Origin of the sequence: Solibacillus sp. R5-41, assembly GCF_002736105.1 — a bacterium.
Taxonomy (GTDB): Bacteria; Bacillota; Bacilli; order Bacillales_A; family Planococcaceae; genus Solibacillus.
This window is the reverse complement of the sequence record NZ_CP024123.1, coordinates 3,410,331-3,429,626: the sequence shown is the minus strand read 5'-3', so window position 1 is coordinate 3,429,626 and position 19,296 is coordinate 3,410,331. Positions and strand designations below refer to the sequence as shown.

Annotated in this window: 19 protein-coding genes and 1 riboswitch; of the genes, 18 read left to right on the top strand and 1 reads right to left on the bottom strand. The window is 38.0% G+C overall.

Features of this window, described 5'->3' with window-relative positions:
* The first annotated feature begins 30 nt into the window (after positions 1–30).
* The 9 genes from CSE16_RS17055 to CSE16_RS17015 all read left to right on the top strand — a co-directional run bounded on the left by CSE16_RS17055 (position 31) and on the right by CSE16_RS17015 (position 7,701).
* Entirely contained in the window at positions 31–1,203 is a 1,173-nt protein-coding gene (locus tag CSE16_RS17055; protein ID WP_099424997.1) for an acetyl-CoA C-acetyltransferase, read from the top strand.
* Positions 1,204–1,264: 61 nt separating this feature from the next.
* The gene (locus tag CSE16_RS17050) at positions 1,265–3,046 is read left to right on the top strand and encodes an acyl-CoA dehydrogenase family protein (protein WP_099424996.1); all 1,782 of its coding nucleotides are present in this window, start codon (positions 1,265–1,267) and stop codon (positions 3,044–3,046) included.
* Between the two features lie 103 nt (positions 3,047–3,149).
* Positions 3,150–3,506 (top strand): arsenate reductase family protein, encoded by a 357-nt coding sequence (locus tag CSE16_RS17045; RefSeq protein ID WP_099424995.1) that lies wholly within the window; start codon positions 3,150–3,152, stop codon positions 3,504–3,506.
* Between the two features lie 80 nt (positions 3,507–3,586).
* Positions 3,587–3,967 carry a glycine cleavage system protein GcvH gene (gene gcvH, locus CSE16_RS17040; RefSeq protein WP_099424994.1) on the top strand — a complete coding sequence of 127 codons (381 nt, stop codon included), beginning with the start codon at positions 3,587–3,589 and terminating at the stop codon, positions 3,965–3,967.
* A 118-nt stretch (positions 3,968–4,085) separates the two neighbouring features.
* Complete coding sequence (locus CSE16_RS17035) at positions 4,086–4,412, top strand: toprim domain-containing protein (protein ID WP_099424993.1); 327 nt, start codon at positions 4,086–4,088, stop codon at positions 4,410–4,412.
* 7 nt (positions 4,413–4,419) lie between these two features.
* Positions 4,420–4,725 (top strand): thioredoxin family protein, encoded by a 306-nt coding sequence (locus CSE16_RS17030; protein WP_099424992.1) that lies wholly within the window; start codon positions 4,420–4,422, stop codon positions 4,723–4,725.
* Positions 4,726–4,781: 56 nt separating this feature from the next.
* Positions 4,782–4,887: riboswitch (SAM riboswitch) on the top strand.
* 155 nt (positions 4,888–5,042) lie between these two features.
* Complete coding sequence (locus CSE16_RS17025) at positions 5,043–6,071, top strand: methionine ABC transporter ATP-binding protein (RefSeq protein WP_099424991.1); 1,029 nt, start codon at positions 5,043–5,045, stop codon at positions 6,069–6,071.
* On the top strand, positions 6,064–6,732 hold the full coding sequence (locus tag CSE16_RS17020; protein WP_099424990.1) for a methionine ABC transporter permease: 669 nt from the start codon (positions 6,064–6,066) through the stop codon (positions 6,730–6,732). The genes CSE16_RS17025 and CSE16_RS17020 overlap by 8 nt, the downstream gene beginning before the upstream one ends.
* A gap of 162 nt (positions 6,733–6,894) precedes the next feature.
* Positions 6,895–7,701, top strand: coding sequence for a MetQ/NlpA family ABC transporter substrate-binding protein (locus CSE16_RS17015; RefSeq protein ID WP_099424989.1), 807 nt, complete (start codon positions 6,895–6,897; stop codon positions 7,699–7,701).
* A gap of 45 nt (positions 7,702–7,746) precedes the next feature.
* Here the strand turns inward: CSE16_RS17015 and CSE16_RS17010 are convergent, their stop codons facing one another.
* The gene (locus CSE16_RS17010) at positions 7,747–8,649 is read right to left on the bottom strand and encodes a glutamate biosynthesis transcriptional regulator GltC (protein WP_099424988.1); all 903 of its coding nucleotides are present in this window, start codon (positions 8,647–8,649) and stop codon (positions 7,747–7,749) included.
* 433 nt (positions 8,650–9,082) lie between these two features.
* Between CSE16_RS17010 and sufC the strand changes: the two genes are divergently transcribed.
* From sufC to yunB, 9 genes are all read left to right on the top strand, one after another.
* The gene (gene sufC, locus CSE16_RS17005) at positions 9,083–9,865 is read left to right on the top strand and encodes a Fe-S cluster assembly ATPase SufC (RefSeq protein ID WP_099424987.1); all 783 of its coding nucleotides are present in this window, start codon (positions 9,083–9,085) and stop codon (positions 9,863–9,865) included.
* An 18-nt stretch (positions 9,866–9,883) separates the two neighbouring features.
* A complete protein-coding gene (gene sufD / locus CSE16_RS17000) occupies positions 9,884–11,191 on the top strand; it encodes a Fe-S cluster assembly protein SufD (protein ID WP_099424986.1) in 1,308 nt (435 codons plus the stop codon).
* Positions 11,191–12,420 carry a cysteine desulfurase gene (locus CSE16_RS16995; protein WP_099424985.1) on the top strand — a complete coding sequence of 410 codons (1,230 nt, stop codon included), beginning with the start codon at positions 11,191–11,193 and terminating at the stop codon, positions 12,418–12,420. The genes sufD and CSE16_RS16995 overlap by 1 nt, the downstream gene beginning before the upstream one ends.
* Positions 12,410–12,850, top strand: a complete 441-nt coding sequence (gene sufU / locus CSE16_RS16990; protein WP_099424984.1) for a Fe-S cluster assembly sulfur transfer protein SufU — start codon at positions 12,410–12,412, stop codon at positions 12,848–12,850. Before CSE16_RS16995 ends, sufU begins: the two co-directional genes overlap by 11 nt.
* Positions 12,851–12,940: 90 nt before the next feature.
* Positions 12,941–14,338, top strand: a complete 1,398-nt coding sequence (gene sufB / locus CSE16_RS16985; protein WP_099424983.1) for a Fe-S cluster assembly protein SufB — start codon at positions 12,941–12,943, stop codon at positions 14,336–14,338.
* A gap of 437 nt (positions 14,339–14,775) precedes the next feature.
* On the top strand, positions 14,776–15,627 hold the full coding sequence (locus CSE16_RS16980; RefSeq protein WP_099424982.1) for a DUF72 domain-containing protein: 852 nt from the start codon (positions 14,776–14,778) through the stop codon (positions 15,625–15,627).
* 23 nt (positions 15,628–15,650) lie between these two features.
* On the top strand, positions 15,651–17,015 hold the full coding sequence (locus CSE16_RS16975) for a bifunctional metallophosphatase/5'-nucleotidase (RefSeq protein ID WP_099424981.1): 1,365 nt from the start codon (positions 15,651–15,653) through the stop codon (positions 17,013–17,015).
* 344 nt (positions 17,016–17,359) lie between these two features.
* A complete protein-coding gene (locus CSE16_RS16970) occupies positions 17,360–18,463 on the top strand; it encodes an HD-GYP domain-containing protein (RefSeq protein ID WP_099424980.1) in 1,104 nt (367 codons plus the stop codon).
* A 41-nt stretch (positions 18,464–18,504) separates the two neighbouring features.
* A complete protein-coding gene (gene yunB, locus CSE16_RS16965; protein ID WP_099424979.1) occupies positions 18,505–19,275 on the top strand; it encodes a sporulation protein YunB in 771 nt (256 codons plus the stop codon).
* Positions 19,276–19,296: the final 21 nt, after the last annotated feature.

Genomic DNA, 19,296 nt, shown 5'->3' with positions numbered 1-19,296 from the left:
GCTAGCTTATAACAAGGGGGATACATCATTATGCGTGAAGCCGTTATCGTTGCAGGAGCGAGAACTCCAATTGGTCGTGCAAAAAAAGGAACACTTGCAAATACACGTCCGGATGACTTTGGTGCAGTAGTAGTAAAGGAAACGTTAAAACGTGCGGGCTATGAAGGTCCGATTGATGATTTAATTATGGGCTGTGCGATGCCTGAAGCGGAGCAAGGGATGAATGTTGCTCGATTAGTTGGTGCGTTAGCAGGCTTACCGGATACAACACCAGCTCTAACAGTGAACCGTTTCTGTTCGTCAGGTTTGCAAACGATTGCATATGCTGCGGAAAGAATTATGCTTGGCCACTCAAAAGCGATTATTGCGGGTGGTACAGAATCGATGAGTATGATTCCAATGACAGGAAATACAGTTCGTTTAAATCCGAAGCTAGCAGAAGAAGCACCTCAATACTATATTGGTATGGGGCATACAGCGGAAGAAGTCGCAAATCGGTACAATGTGAGTCGTGAAGATCAAGATGCTTTCGCAGTACGCTCTCATGAATTAGCTGAAAAAGCGATTAAAGAAGGAAAATTCATCGATGAAATCGTACCTGTTGAAGTAATTGAGTACACAGTTGACGAGAATAATAAATTGCAAGAAAAGAAAGTGATTTTCGATACAGATGAAGGGGTACGTTCTGGCACTTCGATGGAAGGCTTAGCAAAATTACGTCCAGCCTTCCATGTGAAGGGCTCTGTTACAGCGGGCAATGCTTCTCAAACATCAGATGGTGCAGCAGCGGTATTAGTGATGGACCGTGAAGAAGCTGAAAAGCAAGGTATTCAGCCACTTGCGAAGTTTTTAGGCTTTGCAGTTGGAGGAGTTCCACCAGAAGTAATGGGAATTGGTCCAATTGTAGCTGTTCCGAAAGCGTTAGAAATTGCGGGTTTAACACAAGACCAAATCGACCTTTGGGAAATTAATGAAGCATTCGCATCACAATCAATTCAAGTAGTACGTGAACTTGGCATTGATATCGATAAAGTGAATGTAAACGGTGGTGCAATTGCTTTAGGGCACCCACTTGGCGCAACGGGCACGATTTTAACTGTGAAGCTTATTAACGAATTAAAACGACGCGGTGGCAAATACGGGGTCGTGACAATGTGTATCGGCGGCGGCATGGGTGCAGCAGGCGTATTTGAAGTACTTTAAAACTTAAAATAAATAAAATTAGTTATTTCCAATCACAAAGACCTTAGGGGAGGAATTTATCATGGAACAAACAACAAACATTATTAAAGGTGGCGGCTTCTTAATCGAGGACGTTGAAATCGATCGTGTCTTTACGCCAGAGGATTTCACAGATGAGCAAAAAATGATTGCTCAAACAACACAGGACTATGTTACAAACGAAGTATTACCCGTTGTTGAAAATTTAGAGCATCATGAGTTCGAGCATTCAGTGCGCTTATTAAAAACAGCAGGGGAGCTAGGCTTACTTGCAGCAGACGTACCCGAAGAATATGAGGGACTTGGCTTAGATAAAATTTCTTCTGCACTAATCGCAGAAAAAATGTCTCCGGCAGGTGGTTTCTCAATTACTCACGGGGCACATGTTGGAATCGGTTCATTACCAATCGTACTATTTGGTAATCATGCGCAAAAATCATTTTATTTACCGAAGTTAGCTTCTGGTGAATTAATTGCTGCGTATGCATTAACAGAGCCAGGTTCAGGCTCAGATGCACTAGGTGCGAAAACGACGGCAAAATTAAACGAAGCGGGCACACATTACATCTTAAATGGTGAAAAGCAATGGATTACAAACGCAGGCTTTGCAGATGTTTTCGTAGTATATGCGAAAATTGATGGCGAAAAATTCACGGCATTCATCGTAGAACGTTCATATAAGGGCGTTTCGGTTGGTCCAGAAGAGAAGAAAATGGGCATTAAATCTTCTTCAACTCGTACATTAATTTTAGAGGATGCAGAAGTACCAGTAGAAAATTTATTAGGTGAAATTGGCCGTGGCCATATTATTGCCTTCAATATTTTAAATATCGGTCGTTACAAACTAGGGGTAGGTACAGTAGGTGCTTCAAAGCGTGCATTTGAGCTTGCAGTAGCATATTCAAATCAACGTCAACAATTTAAAACGCCAATTTCGAGCTTTAACTTAACGAAAGAAAAGTTAGCGACAATGGCATCTCATATTTATGCGTCAGAGTCTTTAAACTATCGTACAGTTGGTTACTTCGAAGATCGCTTAAACCAGTTATCAGATGAAGAGCAAAAGGATGGTATTTCAGTAGCAGGTGCCATTGCTGAGTACGCCATTGAATGTTCGATTGCAAAAGTATTCGGTTCAGAAACATTGGATTATGTAGCAGATGAAGCCGTTCAATTGCATGGTGGTTATGGCTTTATGGCTGAATATGAAGTGGAGCGTATTTACCGCGATTCACGTATTAACCGTATTTTTGAAGGAACAAATGAAATTAACCGTATGATTGTACCAGGTACATTCATGAAGAAAGCATTAAAAGGGGAATTGCCACTATTACAAGTAGCACAAGACTTACAAAACGAACTATTAATGCTAATGCCTGAAGAAATTGGCGAAGCTGCATTAGAACAAGAAAAATATTTAGTGAAAAATGCGAAGAAAATTGCTGTTCTTGCAGCGGGCGCAGCAGCACAACGTTTTGGTGCTAAATTAGATCAAGAGCAAGAAGTGTTAGTGAACATCGCAAATATTGCCAACCAATTATATGCAATGGAATCTGCTGTCATCCGTACACAAAAAGCAATCGCGCGTGACGGGGAAGAAAAAGCAGCACAAAAAATACTTTATACGCAAATTTTCTGCCAAGAAGCATTTGCAGAAATCGAAAAAGAAGCAAAAGAAACGCTACTTGCTACAGTTGAAGGGGATACAGGACGTATGATTTTATCTGCACTACGTAAATTAACACGTAATAACCCTTACAATTTAATTTTGAAAAAACGAGAAGCATCAGTGAAAGTAATTGAAGCGGCAAAGTATGTTGTTTAAATGATAAATTCGAATCGGATGTAGGACGCTGCATCCGATTTTTGAATTGTGAAAGTGAATCCGTTACAATAGTGGAAAATAGGTTGCAAAAAGGAGCACTTTCATGACAATTCAATTGATTCATTACCCAAAATGCACAACTTGTAAAAAAGCACAAAAATGGCTCGACGAAAATGGCATTACGTACGAAAATCGACATATCGTTGAACAAACACCTTCTGTGGAGGAGTTACAATTGATTTATAAAGCAAGTGGCTTGCCTTTAAAGAAATTTTTCAATACATCCGGCATAAAGTATCGAGAGCTTGGATTGAAGGATAATCTTGAAACAATGACAGAAGCGGAGCAATTAGCATTACTTGCATCGGATGGCATGTTGATTAAACGACCACTTGTTACAGATGGTAAAAAAATAACATTAGGATTTAAGGAGTCTGACTTCTTAAATACTTGGAAATAAACGGCGTTACATATTGAATTTCCGAACGAAATATGGCAAACTGAACATGAATGTACTACATATTAATTGGAGGGGTTTTCATGAACACACCGAAAGAATTGAAATATACAAAAGAGCACGAATGGGTAAAAATTGAGGATGGTAAAGCAACAATCGGCATTACTCACTTCGCACAATCTGAACTTGGTGACATCGTATTCGTTGAGCTTCCAGAGGTTGGCGACGACATTACGAAAGATCAACCATTCGGTAGCGTAGAATCTGTTAAAACAGTTTCTGAATTATATGCACCATTATCAGGTACAGTTGTATCAGTAAACGAAGAGTTATCTGACAACCCAGAGTTTGTTAATGAATCTCCATACGAGCAAGCATGGATGGTTGTTATCGAATTATCAAATGATGCAGAGTTAGAAGAATTAATGGATGCAGAAGCATACACACAATTAATTGAACAATAATATTCCTTACGCTAAAATCTGTATGTACAGATTTTAGCGTCTTTTTATCTTCATTCAGCAGACGTCCAAACGGAATGACGCCGAGTGGGAATTGATTGTTTGTATAGGAGGTTTTATATTGGAGAAATGCATTATTGTTGAAGGGCGTTCAGATAAAATTCAAATTTCCCCTTTATTGGCTGAACAAGTCGTTATTCTTTGTACGAATGGCACGATAAGTGAAGATGAATTAATTGCATTATTAACACCGTACGAGCAATATGAAATGGTAACGATGTTCGATGTTGATAAAAATGGAGAGAAATTGCGTAAGTTGATGAATCGGACATATTCTGAAGCACAACATTTAATTATTCCAAAGCAATATATTGAAGTGGCAAAGACGCCAGCCCCTATTTTAATCGAACTTCTTAAACGTGCGAAATTTATAGTAAAAGAAGGTTGATCGTAGTATGGAAGTGTGGACGAGAGAACAATGGGTGCAACAGCTGCAAAATGAAGGGCAGCGTGCCTTTTACTTATATACACCAATGTGTGGAACATGTGATGTGGCATCAAAAATATTAACAGTAATTGAGGAATTATTACCGGATTTGTCAATTGGAATGGCAAATATCAACTATTTAGGTGATCTCGCAATGGAGTTACAGGTGGAAAGTGTGCCGTGTTTAATCATTGCTAATAACGGGGAAATGCAGAAAAAAATATATGCATTTCAATCCGTACCTTTTTTGTATGAAATGTTAAAAAGTGATTGACGTTCCTAAGCCGACGTGATAGAGTATCATTTATAATAAAAAACTTAATAGCGTTACTCTTATAAAGAGAGGCGGAGGGAAGTGCCCTATGAAGCCCGGCAACCAGCATTGTATGATGAAAAGGTGCCAAGTCACACAAAGTTTAACTTTGAGAGATGAGAGAACGGTTCAACATAAATGTGAAAACCTTTCTACTTGTCGTCGTAGAAGGGTTTTTTTTCTTTTTGAACAAGTTGAAAATTAGGTAAAACTACTCGCGCGAAAAAATGTGCTATGAAAATAACGAATAAGTTATTTCGAATAAAGGAGTTCAAACGATGATTGACTTACAAAATATATCGAAGGTTTATAAAACGAAAAATGGAGAACTAACAGCCGTAAATCAAGTAAACTTATCGATTAAACAAGGCGAAATCTTCGGCATTATTGGTTATAGTGGTGCAGGTAAAAGTACGATGATTCGACTGTTAAATGGGTTAGAAAAACCAACAGTTGGTTCGGTCGTTGTAAACGGAAATGATATTTCTAAGGCGTCGGGGAAAAAGCTACGAGATGCTCGACAAAAGATCAGTATGATTTTTCAACATTTCAATTTGCTTTGGTCGCGTACAGTGGAAGATAATATCGCCTTTCCGCTTGAAATTGCTGGAGTACCAAAAGAAGATCGAGCAAAACGAGTAGAAGAGCTAATTGAGCTTGTTGGACTAGCAGGTCGAGGAAAAGCGTATCCTTCACAATTATCAGGTGGACAAAAACAGCGTGTCGGAATTGCCCGTGCACTTGCAAACAATCCAGAAGTTTTATTATGTGACGAGGCAACATCTGCATTGGACCCAGAAACGACGGATTCGATTTTAGAGCTGTTACTCGGCATTAATAAAAAAATTGGATTGACAATTGTACTCATTACACACGAAATGCATGTTATTCGAAAAATTTGTGATCGTGTTGCGGTAATGGAAGCAGGTAAAGTAGTAGAGCAAGGCGAGGTGCTACAAGTATTCCAAAATCCTCAAGCACCGATAACGAAAAACTTCATGTCGCAAATATCTGGTGAAACACAGGAAATGCAAACGTCACTCGAGCAAATTTTAGCGAATTATCCATCGGGGAAAATTGTGAAGCTAAGCTTTGTTGGCCAAACAACAGAGCAACCTGTAATATCACAAATCATTAAGCAATTTGATATTGTCGTGAATATTGTACATGGGAAAATTTCCAATACAACAAGTGGTCCGCTCGGCACATTGTTTATCCATATTGAAGGTTCGAGCGAACAAATTAAAGCCGCTTTAGATGTACTAGAGCAACATAAAGTTCAAACGGAGGTGATTGGACATGATTGAGCAATTATTTCCGAATGTAGATTGGGCAAAGATGCTCGATGCAACCTATGAAACAATTTATATGACAACAATAGCAACGGTCGTTACATTCGCACTCGGTTTAATCATCGGGATTGTATTATTTTTAACGAGTGATAATCAGCTATGGGCAAATAAAATCGTCCACTTTTTAACGGGGTCAGTCGTGAATATTTTCCGTTCGATTCCATTCATCGTTTTAATTATTTTACTTATCCCATTCACGAAATTTTTACTTGGTACAATTCGTGGTGCCAATGCTGCTTTACCAGCGCTTATTATTGGTGCTGCCCCGTTCTATGCGCGAATGGTATTGATCGCCTTGCGTGAAATTGATAAAGGGGTTATTGAAGCGGCGCGTTCAATGGGTGCCAAAACTTCGACAATTATATGGAAAGTACTTATTCCAGAAAGTTTGCCAGCACTGATTTCGGGTCTTACAGTAACAGCTGTTGCATTAGTCGGTTACACAGCAATGGCAGGGATTATTGGTGCAGGCGGACTTGGAACTTCAGCATTTTTAGACGGCTTCCAGCGTAATCGTCAAGACGTGACATTTGTGGCAACTGTTTTAATTTTAATCGTCGTATTTATTATTCAGTATATTGGTGATTTTATTACCGCAAAAGTAGATAAACGATAGTTCATGGCTCAAGCCGTAATTATAAAAAACGTTTAAGGTATTTCCTAATTTAATATGATCTCGGACGCAAACTTGAGAAAAGCGCGCGTCTGTAACGTTAAATGACTGAAAATAGGGAATGTTATGTGAAACGATAAAATGAAAAAAGGTAGGTAGGAAAAAATGAAGAAATTATTATCAAGTATCGTATTAGGAGCGTCTGTACTAGCTTTAGCAGCATGTGGATCAGATGAAGAAACATTAATAGTTGGTGCATCAAATACACCGCACGCACTTATTTTAGAACAAGTACAACCAATTTTAAAAGAGCAAGGTATCGAACTTCAAATTGAACCGTATACAGATTATGTTTTACCAAACCAAGACCTTGAATCAGGCGATTTAGATGCAAACTTCTTCCAACACATACCGTACTACGAAAGCCAAATTGCAGATTTCGACTATGACTTTGCAAATGCAGGCGAAATTCATATTGAGCCAATCGGAATTTATTCTAAAAAATACAAAACATTAGAAGAGCTTCCGGAAGGTGCCTTAGTATTACTGTCAAACTCTGTTTCTGACCACGGTCGTATGCTGTCACTACTTGAAGCAAAAGGTTTAATTACACTTGCGGAGGGTGTTGACAAAACAAAGGCTGAAATTAAAGATATTAAAGAAAATCCGAAAAACTTAAAATTTGATTACAATACAGCACCAGAACTTTTAGTGCAAATGTACGAAAATGAAGAGGGGGATGTGGTATTAATCAACTCAAACTTTGCAATTGATAATGGCATTAACCCGCAAAAAGATTCAATCGCAATTGAATCAAGCGAAGAGTCACCATATGTAAATATTGTTGCCGTTAAATCGGGTGACGAAAAATCAAAAGAAATTAAAGCATTAGTAGATGCATTACACTCAAAAGAAATTCAAGACTTCATGTTAGAACAATGGGGCGGTTCAGTAGTACCGGTTGTAAAATAAATGAAATACTTCCCGCAAAAACAGTAGTCAATGCGGGAAGTTTTTTTATTGGAATCCGGATAGGCGGGAATAAAATTGTGAAACGAAATCTAAAAATATTTTTTCGGAAGGGGCAAGTACCCTTGTTGTTGGTGCGATAATCCCGACATTTCGACGAATCAATGGATTGGCGATCGGCACTCTCACCGTCATTCGGGGTGTGGAATCATAGAGTGAACTTTCCGGTAATAAAGATACACCAATGCCCGCAGCTACTAACCCTTTCAATGCATCCATATCTTCACCTTCAGATGTGATTTTTGGAACAAATCCAGCAGATTTACATGCATCCACAGCTACTTTGTGTAAAATATAGCCATCTGGAAACATGACGAAATGATCATGACGCAATTCGATTAAGTTAATGCTGTCCCTTTTAGCGAGTAAATGATTTGCTGGGAGCAGTGCATGAATGTTTTCACTAAAAAGTACTGTCGTATTAATGGCTTCATCTTTTGGAGGCAATGGACCGAGTAAAGCTAAATTCAATTCTCGATTTTTAACGGCCTCAATTAAATATTTATATGACCCCTGGCGCAAATGAAAAGAAACATCTGGATATTCTTTTTTAAATTCGGATATAATGGTCGGCAGTACGTAGCTTGCTAGGCTTGTTGGGAATCCGACTTTAATCGTCCCTTTCGCAGGGTCTAAATATTCCTCGACTTGTTTTGCTGCAAAATCAATGGCCTTTAATGCAGTTATGCTGTGCTCTAAAAAAGTCTTCCCTATTGGTGTTAATTTGACATTACGTCCAACACGCTCGAAAAGTGGGGCACCAAGCTCTTCTTCTAAATTTGCGATTTGTCTGCTAACGGCGGATTGCGCGACGTGTAAATATTCCGCAGCCTCAGAAATATGCTCGCGTTCAGCCACCGCCACGAAATAACGTAATTGCCTTAATTCCAAATTTCCCACCTCATTTATCTTTAAAGTAGATTGATTCTAATGAAAACTATAACTTAATTTCAAAACATTACAATGGAAATCTATTCATGAAACATCGATACTATATTAGTTAAATAAAAAATTCTATCACTTTTTTGGTGAATTTTTATATGATGGATACTTTAGTTCACTTTATATAGCTGTATTTTTATGATTCGACAAGTGAAATTGGTTCTCATTTGAAAGATTCCTATTGAAAATAATAATTCGAATCAAAACACTGCATTAATAGTAGAAACGACTTGGAGAAAAGAATTATTAAAGAATGTACTAGAAAGATTAATTAAAATCATTCTAAACTATTTGCAACCAATCATCTTTTCAGTTAAGATTGGATGTGACAATAAATTAGCATAGGTGTATACCGTGCAAATGAATATTTGGAGGTAATTTAATGGCAACTTTAGAGATTAAAGATCTTCACGTTGAAATCGACGGAAAAGAGATTTTAAAAGGTTTAAACTTAACAATTAACACAAATGAAGTACATGCAATCATGGGTCCGAACGGTACTGGTAAATCTACTTTAGCATCAGCAATCATGGGTCATCCTAAATATGAAGTAACACAAGGTGAAGTACTAATCGATGGTGAAAATGTACTTGAAATGGAAGTAGACGAGCGTGCAAAAGCAGGTCTATTTTTAGCAATGCAATATCCATCTGAAATTCCTGGTGTTACAAACGCTGACTTCTTACGTTCTGCAATCAATGCACGTCGTGAAGAGGGCGATGAAATCTCTCTAATGAAATTCATCCGTGAATTAGATAAAACAATGGACTTTTTAGAAATGCCAGAAGAAATGTCTCAACGTTATTTAAACGAAGGCTTCTCTGGTGGTGAGAAAAAACGTAACGAAATTTTACAAATGATGATGATCAAACCAACTTTCGGTATTTTAGATGAAATCGACTCAGGTTTAGATATCGACGCATTAAAAGTAGTATCAAAAGGAATTAACCAAATGCGCGGTGAAGGTTTCGGTTGCTTAATGATCACTCACTACCAACGCTTATTAAACTACATCACGCCTGACCATGTACACGTAATGATGCAAGGTAAAGTCGTGAAATCAGGTGGCGCTGAGCTTGCACAACGTTTAGAAGCAGAAGGTTATGAGTGGATTAAACAAGAGTTAGGTATTGAAAACACGGACGCTGTTACAGAAGAAGCATAATTAAGGAGGACGAATGAGATGACGGTTGAAACAAAATTAGCGTTATCAGCACAAGAAGTACGCTCGTTCTCTGAAAAGAATAATGAACCAGCAGCATTCGCTGATTTCCGCGTAAGCGCACTGGAAAAAGCTGCAGCGCTTGAATTACCAAAACCAGATAGAACGAATATTAAAAAATGGAATTTCGTAGACTTTCCTGCACATACTGTAGAAAGTGCTGCCTATGCATCACTTGATGAATTACCGGAAGAAGTAAAGGCCGTTATTGATACAGAAGGTCAACAAAACCTTTATATTCAACGCAATAATACACCTGCGTTTATTAAAGTTTCTGAACAACTGACAAACAAAGGTGTTATTTTTACGGATATTCAAACAGCGATTCGTGACCATGCGGATCTAGTAGAAAAATACTTCATGACAACAGCGGTAAAAGTGGATGAGCACAAGTTAACAGCTTACCATGCAGCACTTGTAAACGGTGGTATTTTCGTGTATGTTCCACGCAATGTTGTAATTGAAGAGGCATTACAAGTCGTGTTTGTGAATGACGATGCGAAAGCTTCTTTATTCAATCACGTACTCGTTGTAGCGGAAGAATCTTCGGCTGTTACTTATGTGGAAACATATATTTCTACATTTGAACAAGCAGAAGGGCAAGTAAACGTTGTAACAGAAGTAATCGCGAAAGATAATGCACAAGTGACATTCGGTGCGGTTGATACTTTAGCAACAGGTTTCACTGCTTATATGAACCGTCGTGGACATGCTGCGCGCGATGCAAAAATTGATTGGGCATTAGGTTTAATGAATGATGCAAATACAATTTATGAAAATACAACTTACTTAATCGGTGACAACTCAACATCAGACTTCAAGATGGCAACAGTTGGTCGCGGTGAGCAAAAATTAAACTTTACAACTTTAATTCGTCAGTGGGGTAAAAATACTGACGGTCAAATTTTAAAACACGGTGTTATGAAAGATGCCGCTCAATCTATTTTCAACGGAATTGGACACATTATGCACGGTGGTACAAAAGCAAATGCAGAGCAAGAGTCACGCGTATTAATGCTTTCTGAAAAAGCACGTGGCGATGCCAACCCGATTCTTTTAATTGATGAAGACGATGTAACAGCAGGACACGCAGCATCTGTTGGACGTGTTGACCCGACTCAACTTTACTACTTAATGAGCCGTGGTATTTCTCGAGCAGAAGCAGAGCGTCTTGTAATTCACGGATTCCTTGCGCCAGTTGTTGCTAACCTACCAATCGAAGGTGTAAAAAAACAGCTGACGGAGGTTATCGAAAGGAAAGTTCGATAATGATACCAAAAGAGATTAAAAGTTATTTCCCTATTTTAAATCAAGAAATTAATGGTCATCCTCTTGTGTATTTAGATAGCGCAGCGACATCACAAAAGCCAATTCAAGTTATTGAAGCGTTAACGAATTACTATAACTTAGACAATTCAAACGTTCATCGCGGTGTGCATACACTTGGAAATCGTGCGACGGATTCTTATGAAGGGGCACGTGAAAAGGTTCGTAAGTTTATAAACGCAGCATCCACGCAGGAAATTATTTTTATGCGCGGTACAACAACTGCTTTAAATACAGTAGCTGGTGGCTATGGTCGTCAAAATATTGTTGAAGGTGATGAGATTGTCATTACGTACATGGAACATCACTCAAATATTATCCCATGGCAGCAACTCGCTAAAGAAAAAGGGGCAGTGCTGAAATACATTGAGCTTGAAGCAGATGGCACAATTTCATTAGAAAAAGCACGCGAAGCCATTACAGCAAAAACGAAAATTGTTTCAGTTATGTATGTATCCAACGTATTAGGTTCAATCAATCCTGTTAAAGAAATTGCAAAAATAGCTCATGATAACGGCGCAATCATGGTTGTTGATGGTGCACAAGCAGCACCACATATGAAAATCGATGTACAAGATTTAAACTGTGACTTCTTTGCGTTTTCGGGGCATAAAATGTGTGGACCAACTGGAATTGGTGTACTATATGGGAAAAAGGCGCTACTTGAAAACATGGAACCAGTTGAGTTTGGTGGGGAAATGATCGACTTCGTAGGATTGCAAGAATCTACGTGGAAAGAGTTACCGTGGAAATTTGAAGGTGGTACACCAATCATTGCAGGTGCTATCGGTTTAGGTGCAGCAATTGATTTCTTAGAGGAAATTGGTTTAGATAACATCGCAGCGCATGAGCATCATTTGGCAGGTTATGCGATGAATCAGCTTTCAACAATTGATGGTTTAACTATTTTCGGTCCAACTGATCCGATGAAACGATGCGGCTTAGTTACATTCAATTTAGATGATGTGCATTCACATGATGTCGCAACGGTTCTAGATATGAGTGGAATTGCCGTTCGTGCAGGTCATCACTGTGCACAACCATTAATGAAATGGCTTCAAGTAACTGCAACAGCTCGTGCAAGTTTCTACATGTACAATGACGAAGCAGATATTGATGCATTAGTTGCAGGATTGCGCTCGGCGAAGGAGTATTTTGGCGATGTCTTTTAATAACTTAGATCAACTATACCGTTCTGTAATCATGGATCACTATAAAAATCCTCGTAACAAAGGATCTTTAGATGAAAACAGTGTTACGATTGATATGAACAACCCAACATGTGGTGATCGTATCCATTTGACACTAAAATTGAATGATGGCGTCGTAGAAGATGCGAAGTTTGACGGCGAAGGTTGCTCGATTTCGATGTCTTCTGCATCTATGATGACGCAAATTGTTAAAGGTAAAAAATTAGACGAAGCGATTGAGCTTGCAGGCATTTTCTCGAAAATGATGCTTGGTGAAGACTTCGACGATGAAAAATATGATCTTGGGGATGTTGAAGCGTTACAAGGTGTAGCGAAATTCCCAGCACGTATTAAATGCGCCACATTGGCTTGGAAAGCAATGGAAAAGGGCGTAAACAACGAAAAGAACTAAAATAATAGAAAGAAGGCATAGGTGCATCATTGACCTCGCTTTAAGAACATTTATTTTAGTGCTTCTCATTTTATGAACGGAGGAGAAAACATGGCAAAAAAAATGCCTGATATCGGCGATTACAAATATGGTTTCCATGATAAGGACGTTTCGATTTTCCGTTCTGAACGTGGATTAACAGCAGAAATCGTACGTGAAATCTCAAGTATGAAAGAAGAGCCACAGTGGATGCTAGACTACCGCTTAAAAGCTCTTGAAAAATTTTATGAAATGCCAATGCCTCAGTGGGGTGGCGATCTTGCATCACTAAACTTCGATGAAATTACGTATTATGTAAAGCCATCTGAAGCAACTCAAAAGTCTTGGGATGAAGTACCAGAAGAAATCAAAGCTACTTTTGATAAATTAGGTATTCCTGAAGCAGAACAAAAATATCTTGCAGGTGTATCTGCTCAGTATGAATCTGAAGTAGTATACCATAACATGAAGCAAGATCTTACAGATATGGGTATCATCTTCAAAGATACAGACTCAGCTTTAAAAGAAAATGAAGAGATTTTCAAACAACACTGGGGTACAGTAATCCCTTATACAGATAATAAATTCGCTGCATTAAACTCAGCAGTATGGTCAGGTGGTTCATTCATCTATATGCCAAAAGGTGTTAAATTAGATACGCCGCTGCAAGCTTACTTCCGTATTAACTCTGAAAATATGGGTCAATTCGAGCGTACGCTGATTATCGTAGACGAAGATGCATCTGTACACTACGTAGAAGGCTGTACAGCGCCTGTTTATACAACAAACTCATTACACTCTGCTGTAGTTGAAATCATTGTTAAGAAGAACGCTTATTGCCGTTATACAACAATCCAAAACTGGGCAAACAACGTGTATAACCTAGTTACAAAACGTACTGTAGTTGAAGAAAACGGTACAATGGAATGGATCGATGGTAACATTGGTTCGAAATTAACAATGAAATACCCAGCGTGTATCCTTAAAGGTGAAGGTGCTCGTGGTATGACATTATCGATTGCCATTGCAGGTAAAGGTCAACACCAACACGCTGGTGCGAAAATGATTCACTTAGCGCCAAATACGTCTTCAACAATCGTATCTAAATCGATTGCAAAACAAGGCGGTAAAGTAACTTACTTAGGCCAAGTGAAATTCGGTAAAAATGCAACAGGTGCACGTGCAAATATCGAATGTGACACATTAATCATGGATAACGAATCAACTTCTGATACAATTCCATACAACGAAATTTTAAATGATAACGTATCTTTAGAGCATGAAGCAAAAGTTTCAAAAGTTTCTGAAGAGCAATTATTCTACTTAATGTCTCGTGGTATTTCTGAAGAAGAAGCGACAGAAATGATTGTAATGGGCTTCATCGAGCCATTCACAAAAGAATTACCAATGGAATACGCAGTAGAAATGAATCGTCTTATCAAGTTTGAGATGGAAGGTTCTATCGGGTAATTTCAAGAGTCTAAGCTTAACGAATAATAAGAGGCAGAAACGTTCATAAAGAACGTTTCTGCCTCTTTTATTTAATTTTATAAATTTGAACTAAAGAATCCCTCTTTTACAGATTCACTAAAAAGGGGGAAGTTGATTTCCATTTCGGTCCGGAAGCTATCAGCGGGCACGGCTCTAACTAACTTGTTTCGAAATGCATCTCAAAACAAATGGATTTTCAGGCCAGCAAGATATTGGTCACCAAGCTGTGCGTCTCATGTGTTTAGCCAGCCAAACAAACACGTACTTTATAAGAATCAATAATAGAAAACTTACATCAATAGGATAGAATCTTTTGTTTAAATTTTATAGAAAAAATTTCTTGTAGAAGGGCAGGAAAATAGATAAAAATCCTACGATATTGAGCTATAATAAAATGAAAAAAGGAGCATCTGAGGATGATTTACATCGGTTTAACAGGATGGGGAGATCATCCTGATGTATATAGTGAAGTGACCTCGGCACGGGATAAATTATTTGATTATAGCGGCCATTTTCCAATTGTCGAAGTGGATACATCTTTTTACGCGATTCCATCGAAAGCAACGGTTGAAAAGTGGTGTAAAGATACACCGGAAAACTTTCGATTTGTTGTAAAAGCATATCAAGGGATGACGGGACATTTACGAGATGAGCTCCCCTATGAAACGAGAAATGATATGTTTAATGCCTTTATAGAATGTGCGCAAGTTTTTCAAAAGCATGGTAAGCTTGCAATGATACTCGTACAATTTCCACCCTGGTTTGATTGCCAAGGGAAAAATGTACAATATATTCGCTATGTGAAAAAGCAGCTGGCATCATTTCCGGTAGCGATTGAATTTCGAAATCAGTCCTGGTATAGCGAAAAAATGAAAGAGAGAACATTGCAGTTTTTAAAAGAATCTGAATTGATCCATACAGTATGTGACGAACCCCAAGCAGGTAGCGGGTCTGTCCCATTTGTGCCAATCGCAACACATGATAAAGTGCTTGTCAGAATTCACGGAAGAAATGTACATGGTTGGCGCAATATTGGACATGGTGAAAATTGGCGCAAGGTTCGATTTTTATATGATTATAATCAAGAGGAACTCAAAAAATTGAGCGAACACTTTTTATTTTTAGAACATCAAGCAAAAGAGGTATATATATTATTTAACAATAACTCAGGAGGGCATGCGGCAAAAAACGCCAAGATGATACAGCAAATGCTTCAAATTCAATTTGACGGACTAGCACCGAAGCAGATGAACATGTTTGAAGAGTAACAGATAAAGTGAGGGGGACAAAGTTGCGAGAGACAATTCATATATTTCATACAAACGATTTGCATAGCCATTTTACCTATTGGCAAAGAAGTCAATCATTTATAAAGACGCAGAGGCATTTACTTGCACAGCGCGGTGAACCGAGCTTTTTATTTGATTTAGGGGACCATTTAGATCGTTCAAATATGTATACAGAGGCAACATTAGGTAAGGGAAATATCGCTATGCTGAATCATGCACAATATGATGTAATCACGATTGGAAATAATGAGGGCATTACATTACCGCATGATGTGTTTTATCATTTATATGATGAGGCGAAATTCGAAGTTGTAGTTGGGAATTTACAGTCCGAATTAGAAGCCAATCCGAAATGGTTAAAACCATATACCATTTTGACGACAAAGTATGGAACGAAAATTGGTATCATTGCGGCAACGGCACGATTTGATGTCTTTTATAAAGAGTTAGGCTGGCATGTCGATGAACCGAGAAAAAGACTAATTGAGCAGGCTTTACAGCTACATAAAGTAGTGGATATGATTGTTTGTTTATCGCATCTTGGTATTACAGAAGATGAGCTGTTAGCGAAGGAATGTCCAGTCATTGATGTGATTTTTGGTGCACATACGCATCATATATTCCCACAAGGGCAAATGGTCAATAATGTTTTACTCACAGGTGGCGGGAAGTTTGGGCAATATACAGGACATTTAACGCTTCAATTTGATCACGAGTTAAAAAAAATTACCTCGAAAACCGACATTTTGCATGAAAATATGCTATTGCCAGAAGTAGAAGATGATGAGAAATGGCAACAAAATTTGCAAAAAGAAGCGAAGAAAATATTGCAACAAACTATATTTACTAGTCCAAAAACCTATCATAAAGAATGGTTTCATCGATCGCAGCTATCGGATTTATTTGCAGAATGTCTGTATGATTATACAAAAGCAGATTGTTTACTGTTCAATGCGGGGATTTTTGTTGAAAATATGAAAAAGGGGAACGTATCTTCGTATAGTATTCACAAGATTTTACCACATCCAATTAATGTTTGTATATTACAATTAACAGGGAATGAATTAAAAGAGATTTTCATCCAATCTGAAAATGAAGAATGGCCACGCTTAGAATTGAAGGGTTTAGGTTTTCGGGGAGTTATTTTCGGGAAAATTTTAAACTATGGCTTGTCGATGAATAAGCAACGTGAATTTTTTATTCAAGGTGAGCGAATCGAGCCAACGAAAGTGTATCGTATAGCAACGCTGGATTTATTTACATTTGGATTTTTCTTTCCAAGTTTTAAATATGCAAAAAAACAATATATTTTACCTGAATTTATTCGTGATATATTTGGGAAATATTGCGAGGATAAGTTTGGGTAGATATTAATCTTAAACAATTAGGCCTCGGCGTAATTAGCGTCAGGATTGAGAATTGTGCAAGCACAATACACTCATTTCAAAATCCTTGATATCCACCTGGGGCTTTGGGTTAACGGGATGTTGGTCACTCAGGCGTTGCCGCAAGACGTGGTGTTCTTAGCTAGAATCCCAATAATCAGCCTGTGTTTGGATACCCGTTGAAAAAGCTATGCTTACGTTCATCTCGTCACCTATAAAGGTGGGAGTCTTCTATTGAAGGAAGATAAATTATAGCTTTCCTAGATGCTACGCTAACTATATTATGAAGATAATGTATTAATATTAGATTGGAGAATACACTTTAAATGCGATTAATATCTATAAATATTTTAAAGGAAGGCATGGTTGTGGGGCGTACGATTTGGAACGAAGCTGGACACCCGTTGCTACATAAAGATGTTGTCGTGACAAGTCGAATTGTCGAACGGCTACAAGAGCTTAAAATACAGTATTTATATATTGAAGATAAATTTTCAAGTGGCATTATAGTGGAAGAAACGATTACGCCTGCAAAGCGTTTACAGGCAGTAAAAAATATTACAAAATCATTTAATGAAGTAAAGAAAGCCAAATCGACGCAGGCATCCTATGTTTTAGACCAACAATCCAAAGTAATTAGCCACATCGTAGACGATATTATGAACGCAGTTTTAGATAGTGAAGACGTTTTGATGATATTAACAGATGCCTATCTCTACGATGAGTACCTTTACCATCATTCGTTTCAAGTGACAATGTATTCGATTGCTACGGCAAAGGAACTGGGATACTCGTATGACGATTTACGATTAATTGGTATTGGTGCAATGTTGCATGATGTAGGAAAGTTATTAATCCCAACAGAAATATTAAATAAACCTGGCAAGCTCACACCAGAGGAATTCGAAGTAGTGAAACAACATTCACGACACGGATTTGATTTATTAAGAAACTTGCATTCAGTCTCATTATTAGTTGCGCATTGTGCATTCCAACACCATGAAAGATCGGATGGCAGTGGCTATCCGAGGGGGTTAATAGATTTTGAAATTCACCCCTTTGCAAAAATTATTGCGATTGCAGATGTTTTTGATGCGTTGACTTCTACTCGTTCTTATCGGAAAAAAATGCTCCCTTCAGAAGCGCTAAAGATTATTGAAGAGGGGCGTGGGATACAGTTTGATGAACGAGTATTCGATGCTTTTAAACGCAGTATTGTCCATTATGCAAACGGAACGGTTATTCAGTTAAATAATGGCAACAGAGGGATTGTTTCGAAGCAAAATTTGATTGATTCTACTCGTCCATGGCTGCGAATTTTTGAAAAAAACGAGGATTTATTACTCGCTACATATGAAATTTGTTTAAGCGATTATCCAGAACTTGAAATTGTAAAAATTGAGACGGATTTTGTCGCTTTTACTGAATAGGAAAGACCTCCTTATCATAGCTTAAGATAAGGAGGATTTTTTTGCAATTTCGCCGAAGAAAAAAGATGTATTTTGTAAGACGTAAACGGGGTTTTGGAAATTTATTTGTAATATTGCTTACCAGTCTTTTAGTGATGGTCGGTATTAGTATATATGTCATCAATATACGGTTAATGCCAACCTATTTGGAATATGCAGAGGTGCAAACACATAAAGTTGCTTCTTATGTTGTTAATAAAGCAATCAATTCAAGAACGACTACTGTACTTGATGTAAATGATATTATTGTCGATTTACCAACAGAATCAAAGGATATGATCACGACAAAATTTAATGCAGAAATTATTAATCAAGTGCGAGCTGAAACGCAATCGCTTGTTAAAGAATATTTAGAGCAGGCGGAAAATGGGAATCTATCTCATTTGCCGAATTTAGACAATGTAGAATATGACGTTGGAAAAATGGAGGCAGGTGATGGAATCGTCTTTTTCGTTCCATTAGGTCAGGCGATTAATGTTCCAATTATCGGAAACTTAGGCCCTAAAATTCCCATTCGCTTTCATATTATAGGTAGTGTTGATAGTGATGTAGAAACTGATATTACTGAATTCGGTATTAATAATGCCAAAGTAGAAGTAAGTATTATTATAAAAGTGAATGTAAAAATTATTATCCCGTTTGCCAGTAACTCGGCCACGGTTCAACAAAGAATTCCGGTTGCAATTGGCTTAGTTAGAGGCTCTGTACCACATATTTATAGTCAAGGAGAAACACCTCAGCCATCGATTGAGGTTCCGATTCCTTTCGATTAAGGGAGAACTTTTTATACAAAG